We start from the raw sequence: 14694 nt of genomic DNA, 5'->3' as shown, positions 1-14694 counted from the left end.
TCCCGGGGGTGCGGTGGCCAACTGTGAAGATCGCTTCCACCGTCCCCCTCCCCGAGGCGCACGACAAGGTGTCGACATACACCTTTGTCGGCCGTTCGAGCTGCGACGACGGCCGTGCACGCCGCGCATGCGCCGTGCACGCTGGGGTTGACAAAACGGAAGCGGACGGTCCCCAAAGGGTCCGTCCGCTTGGTCGCAGCAGGTGTACGTGTCGTCGGCTCAGTCCTCGTGGCCGAGCTGGAGGTCGCGCTCGGTGCGGCCGCCGCCCGCGACCTGGAGGACGGTCGCCACCGGCGGGTAGCCCGCCGCGATCACCGTGTACTCGCCGGACGACAGGTCCACGAAGCGGAACGTGCCGTCGGAGCCGGTGGTGAGGGTGTCCACCACGTTGCCCGCCGCGTCCAGCAGCGTGACCCGGGCGTCCTCCACCGGCCGGCCGCCGTTGGCCCGCACGGTGCCGCGCAGCACCGCGCCCCCGGCCAGCTCGATGTCCTGCCGGGTCTCGCGGGAGGCCTGCACGCTCACCGGCAGTGCGGCGGGCCGGTAGGCGGGGGCGCTGGCCGCGAGGGTGTACTCGCCGGCCACCAATTCCGAGATGACGTAGGCCCCTTCACGCCCGCTGCGGGTGGAGGCGACGACCTCGCCCCGTACGTCGGTGAGCGTCACGGCCGCGTCCCGCACCGGGTTGCCGTCGGCGGTGAGCACCGATCCGGCGAGGCGGCCCGCGCCGCCGAGGACGACGTCCAGCTCGACCGGCCGCTCCCCCACGGTGACCGTCACGGCCTGCGGCTGGTGGCCCCCGGCCGCGGCGATGAGGACGTACGATCCGGGACCGCGCACGCTCAGCGCGTACCGCCCGTCGCTGCCGCTGGCGCCCCGCCCGACCTGCCGGCCGCCGACGTCGATGAGGGTGAGCGCGGCGCGCGGCACGGTGGAGCCGTCGTGGTGCTGGACGGTGCCGCAGACGGGGACGCCGCCGGAGTGCGACTGCTGCGCGGGGACGGGGAGTTGGGGTGCGGGGAGCGGTTGGGCCACGAAGGATTCGGGGGCTTCGGCGGGGGCGTTGTGCGCGGACACCAGTGGTTTCTCCTTGAGGAAGCAGGCGATGAGCAGGCCGAGCACGAGCACCGGCACGAGGTAGAGGAAGATGCGCGGCATCGCCACGGCGTACGCCTGGATGTAGGCGTCGCGCAGCAACGGCGGCATGGAGTGCACCAGTTGCGGGGTGATGGACGACGGGTCGGGCAGGTCGACGCCGGACGGCAGGGAGTCGGCGAGCGCGTCGACGAGGCGTCCGGCGAAGAGCGTGCCGAAGATGGCGGCGCCGATGCTGCCGCCCATCTGCCGGAAGTAGTTGTTGGCGCTGGTGGCGGTGCCGAGGTCGGCGGGCCGCACGGAGTTCTGCACGGCCAGCACGAGGACCGGCATGATCAGCCCGATGCCGATGCCGAGGACGGCCATCCACAGGCTGTACTCCAGCTGCGAGGTGTCGACCTCCAGTCGGGACAGCAGCCACATGCCGAGCGCGGACAGGGCGCTGCCGACGATCGGGTAGATCCGGTAGTGCCCGGTCTTGCTGATCAGCTGCCCGGAGACGATGGACGCGACGACGACGCCGCCCATCATCGGCAGCATCAGGAGCCCGGACTCGGTGGCGGTGGCCCCGTCGACCATCTGGAGGAAGGTCGGCAGGTAGCTGGCCGCACCGAAGAGCGCGATGCCGACGACGGCGCCGACGAGCCCGGTGATGTTGAAGATCGAGTCGCGGAACAGCCGCAGCGGGATGATCGGTTCGGCCGCGTAGTGCTCGACGACGAGGAACAGCAGGGACGTTCCGGCGGCACCGGCGGCGAGCCCGAGGATCACCCGCGAGTCCCACGCGTACTCGGTGCCGCCCCAGCTCGTGATCAGTACGAGGCAGGTGGAGGCGGCGGCGAGCAGGATCGCGCCCATGATGTCGAGCCGGGGCCGGATGGTCGGCTTGGGCAACTTCAGCACCACGGCGACGACGGCGAGGGTGACCAGGCCGAACGGCACGTTGATGTAGAAGCACCAGCGCCAGGAGGCGTGGTCGGTGAAGAACCCGCCGAGCAGCGGTCCCGCGACGGAGGCGAGCCCGAAGGCGGCGCCGATGAGGCCCATGAACCGGCCGCGCCTGCGCGGCGGCACGATGTCCGCGATGATCGCCTGCACGCCGATCATGAGCCCGCCCGCGCCCGCGCCCTGGATGGCGCGGAAGGCGATCAGCTCGTCCATCGTGCGCGACCAGCCGGCCAGCCCCGAGCCGACGATGAAGACGACGATGGCGAAGAGGAAGACGCCCTTGCGGCCGAAGAGGTCGCCGAGCTTTCCGTAGATCGGCAGGCCGATGGTGGAGGTCAGGAGGTAGGCGGTGATCGCCCAGGACATCCGGTCCAGGCCCTGGAGATCGCCGACGATCTTCGGCAGGGCGGTGGCGACGATCATCTGCTCCAGCGCGGCGAGCAGCAGCGCGAGCATCAGCCCGAAGAAGACGAGCCGGATCCGGCGGGGGCTGAACTCCCCTGCGGGGGCGGTTTGTTCGGGCCCCGGTGGACTTCCGGCGGCGGACCTGTCGAGCCGTTCGACCTGCTCGATGTCGAACACGTCCTGGCCGGTGGGGACTTGCGTGGGACCCCGTACGTCCCGCTCGTCCTCCACCGGAGTACCCACCGGAGTGCCCACCAGAGTGATGCCGCCCACGTCACTGCTCCCCTCGTCGCGCCTCTCGTCACGCCTGCGCCGCCCATTTGTCGCATCGGGCGACAAGGCGGAGCAAGCGCGACGATTGACGCGCAGGGGGCGTGCGGGTTGAATTCGGGCCGGTGGGAGCCCCTACGGCGTACAACGGACCGGCACGGAAGACCACTCGAACCGGTGAGTCCGGAATCTGCCCGTAACGGCCTTCCCCGTACGGGGAGTTACTTCCCGGAGCTACTTCTTCTCGACCTCTGCGGCCAGGTTGGCGAGCACCGCGTCGTAGATGCGGGCGAGTCCCTTGGGCGCGAAGGTGCGCTCGAAGAAGCCGCCGATGCCGGTCGCACCGTTCCACACGGTGGTGACGACGGCCTTGGACGAGCCCTCACCGGCGGGGGTGACGGTCCAGGTGGTCACCATGGTCGAGTTGCGGTCCTTCTCCACGAGCTGACCGTCGGTCGGCTCGCTGACCTCAAGGAGGCAGTCGCGGACGCGCTTGCTGGTGGCCTGGAGCTTCCAGTGCACCAGCGTGCCCTCGCCGTCGCCGCCCTCGCGCACCTCGTACTCGCTGAAGTGCTCGGGGAGGAGCTTGCCGCGCGTGCCGCTGTAGTCGGCCAGCGTGTCGAACACCGTCTCCGCATCCGCCGCGATGATCCGCTCCGTCGTGGCCTCTACCTGCGCCATGCCTCTTCCTCCAGCACTTGATTCTTCGGGGGGTCACCGCCGGGAACAGCGGGCCCCTCTCCGTGGGTGCGCTCACCCAACCACCTCGGGGGCGGCGGCCAAAATCGGGACGACGCCATGTCGATACGGGGATTAGCGTTCCGCCATGAACACTTCACCGACGAGCACTCCGCCGAACACCCCGGCCCAGGTGCGCCCCATGACCCTCGACGACGTGCCCGCCGTCGCCGCCTGCCGTGTATTCGGCTGGCGGCGCGCCTACGCCGGGATCGTGCCGCAGTCGTATCTCGACCGCATGGACCTCGCCGAGGAGGCCGAGCTGCGCCGCACCCACTTCACCAAGGCGGGCCCGCGCACGGTGAACCTGGTCGCCGAGCGCGACGGACTGGTCGTCGCCTGGGCCTGCTTCGGGCCGTACCGGGAGACGGAAGGGGTGCCTCTGTACAGCACCCCCGAACGCCCGGTCGCCGAGCTGTACACCCTCTACGCGCTCCCCGAGCACCACTCGACGGGTGCGGGCCGCGCCCTGATGACCGCGAGCCTGGAGCGGGCGCACGCCGCCGGGTTCGCCGCGCTGAGCCTGTGGGTGCTCAAGGAGAACGCCGTCGCCCGCCGCTTCTACGAGAAGGCCGGATGCACCTGGGACGGCGCCGAGGAGTCCTTCGAGATCGGCGGTGCGACCGTCGACGAGGTGCGTTACGTCAGTCTGCTGAGCGCCGCCGCTGCCGCCGCCCCGAGCCGGGGGTGATCCAGCGCCGCGTCCAGCACCTGCGTCGCCCTTACGTCGCGGAGCTGCCCGAGCCCCTCCACGCAGGCCAGTGCCACCCGCCAGTGCGGGTCGTTCGGGGCGAGCAGGCCGCGCAGGGTGGTGATGAGCGCGGGGACGGACTCGGGGGCGCGGAGTTCGGTCAGGAGGCGTACGGGCTGCATGGCGTAGGCGGTGCGCATGGTGTTGGTGGCGAGGGCGGCGGCGGCCTTCGCCGTGCGCGGGTCGCCGAGTTTGGCCAGTGCGTGTGCGGCGGAGACGCAGCGTTCGGGGTCGCGGTGGTTGAGGAACAGCACCAGGGACTCGAAGGCCCGCCGGTCACCGGCGCAGCCGAGCCGGAAGGCCGCCAACTCCCTTGCCCAGAGCGGCTGCTCGGGTTCGGTCAGGACGCGGGCGAGTATTTCGTGGTCGTCGGTGGCGATCAGCTCCTCGTACAAGTCCTCGTACGAGTCCTCGCGCGACTCCTCGTGCGAGGCGGACTCCCCGGCCTCTTCGCCCAGCCGGTCGATCAGGGACCGCAGTTCCTCGTCCATGCGGTCAGCGTAGCCAGCACGAGGGGAGCGCGGGCGGCGTAGATCACATCCGGCCACCGGCTCCAGGGGCTGGCGCGCTCGTTACCGGCCGGTTAGTCTCATGTGAGCGGGCTGCCCCCACCACAGGGCTCAACACCCGCTGAAAGATCAGCTCTTGGCGGCCTGGTGACGCAGCCGCCACGGAGTGCCAGTCGGTTCGGCGTTCTTTCTCCACGCGTACGGCACCGGCCCCGGGACAGGGCCCGCCGCTCAGCACCACCCTCACGACGCTTGCCGTCCTGCGCGTGCTCTTCGTTTCCACGCGCCGACGGTCCGTCTCCTCTCGCGCAGACGCCCCTCGTCTCAGTCGTCACTCATCCCTGGAGTCCCGTGATGGACACCCCTGTCTCCACCACCCCTCTCTCCTCTCTCGCCACCGTCGCCGTCGTCGGCCTCGGCACCATGGGCACCGGCATCGCCGAGGTCCTGCTGCGGGCGGGCCGCACCGTGATCGGCATCGACACCGACGCCGACGCCCTCCACCACGCCGTCGCCGCCGTCGAGGCGTCCACCGCCCGCGCCGTCCGCAAGGAGCGGCTGTCGGAGATCGGCCGGGCGGAGGCGCTGGCCCGGTTCCGTACCGATGTGGACCTCTCCGCCGCCGCCGAGGCGGACCTCGTGATCGAGGTCGTGCCCGAGTCGTACGAGATCAAGCACCAGGTCTTCCGGGCGCTCGACGCGATCGTCCGCCCGGACACCATCCTCGCCACCGGCACCAACGCGCTGTCCGTGACCCGGCTGGCCGCCGACTCGGCGCGCCCAGAGCGCGTGCTGGGCCTGCACTTCTTCAACCCGGCCCCGGCGATGAAGCTGGTCGAGATCGTCTCCTCGGTGCTGACCGCGCCGACCGCCGTCGCCGCCGTCACCGACCTCGCGCACGACCTCGGCAAGGAGCCCGTCGCGGTCGGCGACCGGCCTGGTTTCGTCGCGGACGGGCTGCTCTTCGGGTACCTCAACCAGGCCGCCGCGATGTACGAGGCCAAGTACGCCTCCCGTGAGGACATCGACGCGGCGATGAAGCTGGGCTGCGGGCTGCCGATGGGCCCCCTCGCCCTGCTCGACCTGATCGGCATCGACACCGCGCGCACCGTCCTGGACGCCATGTACGCGGAGTCGCACGACCGGCTGCACGCCCCGGCCCCCGTCCTCAAGCAGCTGAGCGCGGCCGGGCTGACCGGCCGGAAGTCGGGGCGCGGGTTCTACACGTACGACGCCCCGGACAGCGCCACCGTCGTCCGCGACGCGCTGACCCCGCTGGAGGCGGCCCCGCTCACGGGCGGCCGGGAGATCCGCTCGGTCGGCGTGGCCGGTTCCGGGACGATGGCATCGGGCATCGCGGAGGTCTTCGCGAAGGCCGGGTACGCGGTGGTCCTGGCGGCCCGCAGTTTCGAGAAGGCGGAGGCCGCCAAGGCCCGTATCGACAAGTCTCTTTCGCGGTCGGTCACCAAGGGCCGGATGACGGCGGAGGCCAAGGACGAGACCCTCGCCCGGATCACCCCGGCGGGCTCCCTCGACGCCTTCGCGGACGTGGACCTCGCCCTGGAGGCGGTCGCGGAGGACCTGGAGGTCAAGCAGCAGCTCTTCGCGACCTTCGACAAGGTCTGCAAGCAGGGCGCCATCCTCGCCACCACCACCTCCTCGCTGCCCGTCGTCGCCTGCGCCCGCGCCACCTCGCGCCCGCAGGACGTCATCGGGATGCACTTCTTCAACCCGGCCCCGGCGATGAAGCTGGTCGAGATCGTCCGTACGGTCCTGACCGCCGACGACGTCCACGCCACCGTCCGCGACCTCACCGTGAAGATCCGCAAGCACCCGGTGGACTGCGGCGACCGGGCGGGCTTCATCGTGAACGCCCTGCTGTTCCCGTACCTCAACAACGCGATCAAGATGGTCCAGGAGCACTACGCCTCGCTGGACGACATCGACGCCGCGATGAAGCTGGGCGGCGGCTACCCGATGGGGCCCTTCGAGCTGCTCGACGTGGTCGGCCTCGACGTCTCCCTCGCCATCGAGCAGGTCCTGCACCGCGAGTTCCGCGACCCGGGCCTGGCCCCGGCGCCGCTGCTTGAGCACCTGGTGGCGGCGGGCTGCCTGGGCCGCAAGACCGGCCGGGGCTTCAGGGAGTATGCGCGCCGGTGAGGGGCGCCGGGGCGGGCCCGGCAGTCCGGTGACCGGTCCGTCGGGGCCGGCGGGCGGGGCGTCCGGGGCGGTGGCCGGGGCCTCCGGCACCGTGGAGGGAGTGTCCGGGGCGGTGGGCGGAGCGTCCGACGCCGCCCGGGTGCCGGTTGCGGCACCCGCGCAGGACGGTGCGGCGAGTCGTGACGGCCCGGCGCGGTCCCCGGCCCGCGCACCGCAGGCGGACGGCCGGACGGACCGCACCGGAAGCACTGCTTCCGCACCGGCCCCCTCCCGACCGGCCGCACCGGCGGCCGCCGGGACCGGCTGGGGCGGGCTGCTGCAGCCGTCGGGGCTCCCCGCCCCGGCGGCGCGGCACCCTGCGCCGATGGGTTACTTTCAGGGCATGCCCCAGGCCCCCAGGACTCCCCGTACGAACTCCACGACCGACCCCACGGAGAGCGCCGCGGGCACCCGCGCGGCCGCGCAGCGCCTCAAGATGCGCCGCGAGCTCTCCGCCGCCGCCATGGAGCTCTTCGCGACGAAGGGGTACGAGGCGACCACCGTCGACGAGATCGCGGCGGCGGGCGGCGTCGCCCGGCGCACCTTCTTCCGCCACTTCCGCTCCAAGGAAGAGGCGATCTTCCCCGACCACGACGACACGCTCGTACGGGCCGAGGCGGTGCTGAACGCGGCCCCGCCGCACGAGCACCCGCTCGACACGGTCTGCCGGGGCATCAAGGAAGTCATGCGGATGTACGCGGCGGCCCCCGCCGTGTCCGTCGCCCGCTACAAGCTGACCCGCGAGGTCCCGACCCTGCGGGAGGCGGAGATCGCCTCGGTGGCCCGCTACGAGCGCCTCTTCACGCGCTACCTCCTGGGCCACTTCGACGAGCACGACCACCAGCCCGGCAACGACGACCCGCTGCTCGCCGAGGTCGCGGCCTCCGCGGTCGTCACCGCCCACAACCACGTCCTGCGCCGCTGGCTGCGGGCGGGCGGCCAGGGCGACGTGGAGACCCAGCTCGACCACGCCTTCGCGATCGTCCGCGAGACCTTCGGCACGGGCATCGGCGCGGGCCGCACGTCCCGCTCCGAGGCGGTCCCGGCCGAGCCCGCGCCGGCGGCCGTGCGCCGGGACGGCGAGGTGCTGGTCGCGGTGGCCCGCACGGACGCGCCGCTGGACGAGGTCATGCGGACCATCGAAGAGGCACTGAAGCAGCGTTGAAGCAGCGCTGAGGATCCGCGTCCGGGCCTCGGCAGGGCCTCGGCGGGGCCGTTGAGACGCACACCACGAAAGAAGCCGTTCCCCCTGGTGGGAGCGGCTTTTTTCACGCCTCAACGCGGCCGAATCGGACATCCGGCTGCCCGCCCTCGATCGATCATCGCGCATATGCGCAGCCCATTCGCCAACTGAGCGAATTTGTTGGCACTCAGTGCCTTGCCGACTGTCACGGGGTGCCATACGTTGATGTTGTCCGAGCGGCCGGGACGCGGAAAACGCGCACCCCGGCTGTCCCCGCCCACCCCTGGTGGGCGCGCCCGGACGCCTGCGTCACAGGCACCTCCCGCGCACACCCTCGCGCTGCCGGAAAACATCTGAACCGCCTCGCCGAACCGACGGCACACCTCCACCCTCACTCCACCCTCAGCACCCCGACGACCCCTCGGAGCGCTTCCCTCAGCGCTCCCGCCGGAGGCACACCGTGAAGGAAATCCTGGACGCGATCCAGTCGCAGGAAGCGACTGCCGCGGACTACGCCGCTCTCTCGCTCCCCGAGTCGTACCGCGCGATCACCGTGCACAAGGACGAGGCCGAGATGTTCTCCGGCCTCACCACCCGCGAGAAGGACCCCCGCAAGTCGATCCACCTGGACGACGTGCCGATTCCGGAACTCGGCCCGGGCGAGGCGCTGGTGGCGGTGATGGCCAGCTCGGTGAACTACAACTCCGTCTGGACCTCGATCTTCGAGCCCGTCTCGACCTTCAGTTTCCTCGAACGGTACGGCCGCCTCAGTGAGTTGACGAAGCGTCACGACCTGCCGTACCACATCATCGGCTCCGACCTGGCGGGCGTCGTCCTGCGCACCGGCCCCGGCGTGAACGCCTGGAACCCGGGCGACGAGGTCGTCGCGCACTGCCTGTCCGTCGAGCTGGAGTCGAGCGACGGCCACAACGACACGATGCTCGACCCCGAGCAGCGCATCTGGGGCTTCGAGACGAACTTCGGCGGCCTCGCCGAGATCGCCCTCGTCAAGTCCAACCAGCTGATGCCCAAGCCCGGCCACCTCAGCTGGGAGGAGGCCGCGGCCCCGGGTCTCGTCAACTCGACGGCGTACCGCCAGCTCGTCTCGCGCAACGGCGCCGGCATGAAGCAGGGCGACAACGTCCTGATCTGGGGCGCGAGCGGCGGACTCGGCTCGTACGCGACCCAGTTCGCCCTCGCGGGCGGCGCCAACCCGATCTGCGTCGTGAGCAGCGAGCAGAAGGCGGAGATCTGCCGGTCCATGGGCGCGGAGGCGATCATCGACCGCAGCGCCGAGGGCTACAAGTTCTGGAAGGACGAGCGCACCCAGGACCCGAAGGAGTGGAAGCGCTTCGGCAAGCGCATCCGCGAGTTCACCGGCGGCGAGGACATCGACATCGTCTTCGAGCACCCGGGCCGCGAGACCTTCGGCGCCAGCGTGTACGTGACCCGCAAGGGCGGCACGATCACCACCTGCGCCTCCACCTCCGGGTACATGCACGAGTACGACAACCGCTACCTGTGGATGTCGCTGAAGCGCATCATCGGCTCGCACTTCGCCAACTACCGCGAGGCGTGGGAGGCCAACCGCCTGATCGCCAAGGGCAAGATCCACCCGACGCTCTCCAAGGTGTACTCCCTCGAAGACACCGGCCAGGCCGCCTACGACGTCCACCGCAACCTGCACCAGGGCAAGGTCGGCGTCCTCGCGCTGGCCCCGCGCGAGGGACTGGGCGTCCGCGACCACGAGAAGCGCGCGCAGCACATCGACGCCATCAACCGCTTCCGGAACGTCTGATGAGCGGCCGTCAGCCCGGTAACGAGCGCCAGAAGGACCGGCCCTGGCTCATGCGGACGTACGCCGGTCACTCGACCGCCGAGGCGTCCAACGCGCTCTACCGCAACAACCTCTCCAAGGGCCAGACCGGGCTGTCGGTCGCGTTCGACCTGCCGACCCAGACCGGTTACGACCCCGACCACATCCTCGCCCGCGGCGAGGTCGGCCGGGTCGGGGTCCCCGTCTCCCACCTCGGCGACATGCGCCGGCTGTTCCAGGACATCCCGCTGGAGCAGATGAACACCTCGATGACCATCAACGCCACCGCCATGTGGCTGCTGGCCCTCTACCAGGTGGTCGCCGAGGAGCAGGGCGCGGACATCACCAAGCTCCAGGGCACCACCCAGAACGACATCGTCAAGGAGTACCTGTCGCGCGGGACGCACGTCTTCCCGCCCGGCCCATCGCTGCGGCTGACCACCGACATGATCTGCTACACGGTCAACAACATCCCCAAGTGGAATCCCATCAACATCTGCTCGTACCACCTCCAGGAGGCGGGGGCGACCCCCGTCCAGGAGATCGCGTACGCGATGTCCACGGCCATCGCGGTGCTGGACTCGGTGTTCGCGTCCGGGCAGATCCCCGACGACCGGCGCGGCGATGTCGTGGCCCGCATCTCGTTCTTCGTGAACGCGGGCGTCCGGTTCATCGAGGAGATGTGCAAGATGCGCGCCTTCGGCCGCATCTGGGACAAGATCACGCGGGAGCGGTACGGGATCGAGGACCCCAAGCAGCGCCGCTTCCGGTACGGGGTCCAGGTCAACTCCCTCGGTCTGACCGAGGCCCAGCCGGAGAACAACGTCCAGCGCATCGTCCTGGAGATGCTCGGCGTGACGCTCTCCAAGGACGCGCGCGCCCGCGCCGTCCAGCTCCCGGCCTGGAACGAGGCGTTGGGGCTCCCCCGCCCCTGGGACCAGCAGTGGTCCCTGCGCATCCAGCAGGTCCTGGCGCACGAGTCCGACCTCCTCGAATACGACGACATCTTCGAGGGCTCGCACGTCATCGAGGCCAAGGTGTCCTCGCTCGTCGACGAGTGCCTGGCCGAGATCGACCGCATCCAGGACATGGGCGGCGCGCTGGCGGCCGTCGAGTCCGGCTACCTCAAGTCCGAGCTGGTCGCCTCGCACGCGCTGCGCCGGGGCCGCATCGAGTCCGGCGAGGAGAAGATCGTCGGCGTCAATTCGTACGAGTCGACCGAGCCGAGCCCCCTCACCTCGGACCTCGACACGGCGATCATGACCGTCGACCCGGCCGTCGAGGCGCGGGTGGTGGCCGCTCTCGGGGAGTGGCGCACCACCCGTGACGAGGCCAACGAGCGCCAGGGTCTCGCCGATCCGCTGGTCTTCCCGTCCACCGCGCAGGCCATCGAGACGCTCAAGGAGGCCGCCGCCTCCGACGAGAACCTGATGGAGGCGACCCTGGAGTGCGTGCGCGCCGGTGTCACCACCGGCGAGTGGGCGTGGGCGCTGCGCGAGGTGTTCGGCGAGTTCCGCGCCCCGACCGGCGTGTCCTCCGCCCCGGTGGCGGTCACCGCGGAGCCCGGGACGCCGTTGGCCCTCGTACGCGAAAAGGTGAAGCGCACGGCCGACGAGCTGGGCTCCGGACGACTGCGGCTGCTGGTCGGCAAGCCCGGTCTGGACGGGCACTCCAACGGGGCCGAGCAGATCGCCGTACGGGCCCGCGACGCCGGGTTCGAGGTGGTCTACCAGGGCATCCGGCTCACGCCCGAGCAGATCGTCGGCGCGGCCCTCGCGGAGGACGTGCACTGCGTGGGCCTGTCCATCCTGTCCGGCTCGCACGCGGAGCTGGTCCCGGACGTTCTCGTACGACTGCGAGAAGGGGGAGCCCCCGAGCTCCCGGTGATCGTCGGCGGGATCATCCCGAACGCCGACGGCGAAGCACTGAAGAGGGCGGGAGTCGCCGCCGTCTTCACCCCGAAGGACTTCGGCATCACGGAGATCATCGGCCGTATCGTCGACGAGATCCGGAAAGCGAACAAGCTCGACCCTCTGGAGGTCCCCGCATGACTGTCAACCGTCTCCGTCCCCGCCGCTCGTGTCTCGCGGTCCCCGGGTCGAACCCCCGCTTCCTGGAGAAGGCCCAGGGGCTGCCCGCCGACCAGGTCTTCCTGGACCTGGAGGACGCCTGCGCGCCGCTCGCCAAGCCCGAGGCGCGGCACACCATCGTGAAGTTCCTCAACGAGGGCGACTGGACCGGCAAGACGCGTGTGGTGCGCGTCAACGACTGGACGACCGAGTGGACGTACCGCGACGTCGTGACCGTCGTCGAGGGCGCCGGCCAGAACCTCGACTGCATCATGCTGCCGAAGGTCCAGGACGCCCAGCAGATCGTCGCGCTCGACCTGCTCCTGACCCAGATCGAGAAGACGATGGGCTTCGAGGTCGGCAAGATCGGCATCGAGGCGCAGATCGAGAACGCGCGCGGCCTCAACAACGTCAACGCCATCGCCGAGGCCTCCCCCCGCACCGAGACGATCATCTTCGGCCCGGCCGACTTCATGGCGTCGATCAACATGAAGACGCTGGTCGTGGGCGAGCAGCCGCCGGGCTACGGCGCCGACGCGTACCACTACATCCTGATGAAGATCCTGATGGCGGCCCGCGCCAACGACCTCCAGGCGATCGACGGCCCCTACCTCCAGATCCGCAACGTCGACGGCTACCGCGAGGTCGCCCGGCGCGCCGCGGCGCTCGGCTTCGACGGCAAGTGGGTGCTGCACCCGGGCCAGGTCGAGGCGTCGAACGAGATCTTCTCGCCCTCGCAGGAGGACTTCGACCACGCCGAGCTGATCCTCGACGCGTACGAGTTCTACACGTCGGAGGCGGGCGGCAAGAAGGGCTCCGCGATGCTCGGCGACGAGATGATCGACGAGGCCAGCCGCAAGATGGCGCTCGTGATCTCGGGCAAGGGCCGGGCCGCCGGCATGCAGCGCACCTCGAAGTTCGAAGCCCCGGAGGCCTGAAAACCATGCAATTCGGACGCACCTTTGAGGAGTTCGAGGTCGGCGCGGTGTACAAGCACTGGCCCGGCAAGACGGTCACCGAGTACGACGACCACCTCTTCTGCCTGCTGACCATGAACCACCACCCGCTGCACATGGACACCAACTACGCGGAGAAGACGACCGACTTCGGCAAGAACGTCGTCGTCGGCAACTACATCTACTCCCTCCTGCTGGGCATGTCGGTGCCGGACGTCTCGGGCAAGGCGATAGCCAACCTGGAGGTCGAGTCGCTCAAGCACATCGCGCCGACCTTCCACGGCGACACGATCTACGGCGAGACCGTCGTCCTCGACAAGACCCCCTCCAAGTCGAAGAACGACCGCGGAATCGTCTACGTCGAGACCAAGGGCTACAAGCAGGACGGCACGGTCGTCTGCGTGTTCCGCCGCAAGGTGATGGTCCCGACCGAGACGTACATCAAGGAGCGCGGCGGCGAGCAGCCCGGCCGCCCGGAACCGAAGGTGCAGGGGAAGTAGTCATGGCCCGTCTTGCCCAGACCGCCGGTCTGACCGACATCCAGCAGGAGATCCTCTCCACCGTCCGCAGCTTCGTCGACAAGGAGATCATCCCGGTCGCGACGCAGCTGGAGCACCGCGACGAGTACCCGACGGAGATCGTCGAGGGCCTCAAGGAACTGGGCCTCTTCGGCCTGATGATTCCCGAGGAGTACGGCGGCCTGGGCGAGTCCCTTCTCACATATGCGCTCTGTGTGGAAGAGATAGCCCGCGGCTGGATGAGTGTGTCCGGAATCATCAACACGCACTTCATCGTCGCGTACATGCTCAAGCAGCACGGGACGCAGGAGCAGAAGGACACCTTCCTGCCGCGGATGGCGCTCGGCGAGGTGCGCGGGGCCTTCTCGATGTCGGAGCCGGCGCTCGGCTCGGACGTGTCGGCGATCACGTCCAAGGGCGTGCGCGACGGCGAGGAGTACGTGCTCAACGGCCAGAAGATGTGGCTGACGAACGGCGGCACCTCCTCACTCGTGGCGGTCCTGTGTCGCAGTGACGAGGGTCACCCCGAGGGCACGGCCCCGCACAAGTCGATGACGACGTTCCTGGTCGAGAAGGAGCCCGGATTCGGAGAGGTCCGCCCGGGCCTCACCATTCCCGGCAAGATCGACAAAATGGGATACAAGGGTGTCGACACCACCGAGTTGATCATGGACGGACTGCGCATTCCGGCCAATCGCGTACTCGGCGGGACCACCGGCCGAGGGTTTTACCAAATGATGGACGGCGTCGAGGTCGGCCGGGTCAATGTGGCGGCCCGTGGTTGCGGCGTCGCTCAGCGTGCCTTCGAGTTGGGCGTTTCCTACGCCCAGCAGCGCCAGACCTTCGGCAAGCCGATCGCCCAGCACCAGGCGATCCAGTTCAAGCTGGCCGAGATGGCCACCAAGGTCGAAGCCGCCCATGCGATGATGGTCAATGCAGCACGCAAAAAGGACAGCGGGGAACGAAACGACCTCGAAGCAGGGATGGCGAAGTACCTGGCCTCCGAATACTGCAAGGAAGTCGTCGAGGACGCCTTCCGCATTCACGGCGGATACGGGTTCTCGAAGGAGTACGAAATCGAGCGCCTCTACCGCGAGGCACCCATGCTGCTGATCGGTGAAGGTACCGCCGAGATCCAGAAAATGATCATTGGGCGGCGACTGCTGGAGGAATACCGGTTCCAGGGCTGATTGTTCTCTTTGCGTAGATTTCAACGCGAAGAAGATCACACCCTGTT

11 protein-coding genes are annotated in these 14694 nt (G+C 69.7%); 8 read left to right on the top strand and 3 right to left on the bottom strand.

From position 1 onward, the window contains the following. Positions 1–219: 219 nt before the first annotated feature. Both IE269_RS19800 and IE269_RS19795 read right to left on the bottom strand, forming a co-directional pair. Entirely contained in the window at positions 220–2616 is a 2397-nt protein-coding gene (locus IE269_RS19800) for an MFS transporter (RefSeq protein ID WP_438817599.1), read from the bottom strand. 336 nt (positions 2617–2952) lie between these two features. Beyond that, positions 2953–3399 carry an SRPBCC family protein gene (locus IE269_RS19795; RefSeq protein WP_189824377.1) on the bottom strand — a complete coding sequence of 149 codons (447 nt, stop codon included), beginning with the start codon at positions 3397–3399 and terminating at the stop codon, positions 2953–2955. Positions 3400–3544: 145 nt separating this feature from the next. On the opposite strand from IE269_RS19795, the gene IE269_RS19790 reads away from it, so the two are divergent. After that, positions 3545–4147, top strand: coding sequence for a GNAT family N-acetyltransferase (locus tag IE269_RS19790; protein ID WP_189824376.1), 603 nt, complete (start codon positions 3545–3547; stop codon positions 4145–4147). On the opposite strand, the gene IE269_RS19785 is transcribed toward IE269_RS19790, so the two are convergent. Next, positions 4096–4698 (bottom strand): HEAT repeat domain-containing protein, encoded by a 603-nt coding sequence (locus IE269_RS19785; RefSeq protein ID WP_189824375.1) that lies wholly within the window; start codon positions 4696–4698, stop codon positions 4096–4098. The two genes, IE269_RS19790 and IE269_RS19785, sit on opposite strands and share 52 nt — an antisense overlap. 372 nt (positions 4699–5070) lie before the next feature. Between IE269_RS19785 and IE269_RS19780 the strand changes: the two genes are divergently transcribed. The 7 genes from IE269_RS19780 to IE269_RS19750 all read left to right on the top strand — a co-directional run bounded on the left by IE269_RS19780 (position 5071) and on the right by IE269_RS19750 (position 14647). Beyond that, positions 5071–6876 carry a 3-hydroxyacyl-CoA dehydrogenase family protein gene (locus IE269_RS19780; protein WP_189824374.1) on the top strand — a complete coding sequence of 602 codons (1806 nt, stop codon included), beginning with the start codon at positions 5071–5073 and terminating at the stop codon, positions 6874–6876. A 382-nt stretch (positions 6877–7258) separates the two neighbouring features. Then, positions 7259–8080, top strand: coding sequence for a TetR family transcriptional regulator (locus tag IE269_RS19775; RefSeq protein ID WP_189824373.1), 822 nt, complete (start codon positions 7259–7261; stop codon positions 8078–8080). A 478-nt stretch (positions 8081–8558) separates the two neighbouring features. Beyond that, entirely contained in the window at positions 8559–9896 is a 1338-nt protein-coding gene (gene ccrA, locus IE269_RS19770; RefSeq protein WP_189824372.1) for a crotonyl-CoA carboxylase/reductase, read from the top strand. Beyond that, the gene (locus IE269_RS19765) at positions 9896–11965 is read left to right on the top strand and encodes a protein meaA (RefSeq protein ID WP_189824371.1); all 2070 of its coding nucleotides are present in this window, start codon (positions 9896–9898) and stop codon (positions 11963–11965) included. Before ccrA ends, IE269_RS19765 begins: the two co-directional genes overlap by 1 nt. After that, a complete protein-coding gene (locus IE269_RS19760) occupies positions 11962–12921 on the top strand; it encodes an HpcH/HpaI aldolase/citrate lyase family protein (protein WP_189824370.1) in 960 nt (319 codons plus the stop codon). Before IE269_RS19765 ends, IE269_RS19760 begins: the two co-directional genes overlap by 4 nt. Positions 12922–12926: 5 nt before the next feature. Then, positions 12927–13439: a MaoC family dehydratase gene (locus IE269_RS19755; RefSeq protein WP_189824369.1), complete on the top strand. Its 513-nt coding sequence runs from the start codon at positions 12927–12929 to the stop codon at positions 13437–13439. A gap of 2 nt (positions 13440–13441) precedes the next feature. After that, positions 13442–14647, top strand: a complete 1206-nt coding sequence (locus IE269_RS19750; RefSeq protein ID WP_189824368.1) for an acyl-CoA dehydrogenase family protein — start codon at positions 13442–13444, stop codon at positions 14645–14647. The last annotated feature ends 47 nt before the right edge of the window (positions 14648–14694 follow it).

Origin of the sequence: Streptomyces spiroverticillatus (genome assembly GCA_014650415.1) — a bacterium.
GTDB lineage: Bacteria > Actinomycetota > Actinomycetes > Streptomycetales > Streptomycetaceae > Streptomyces > Streptomyces spiroverticillatus.
Note: the sequence above shows the minus strand (reverse complement) of the source record. Positions and strands in the feature narration are given on the sequence as shown.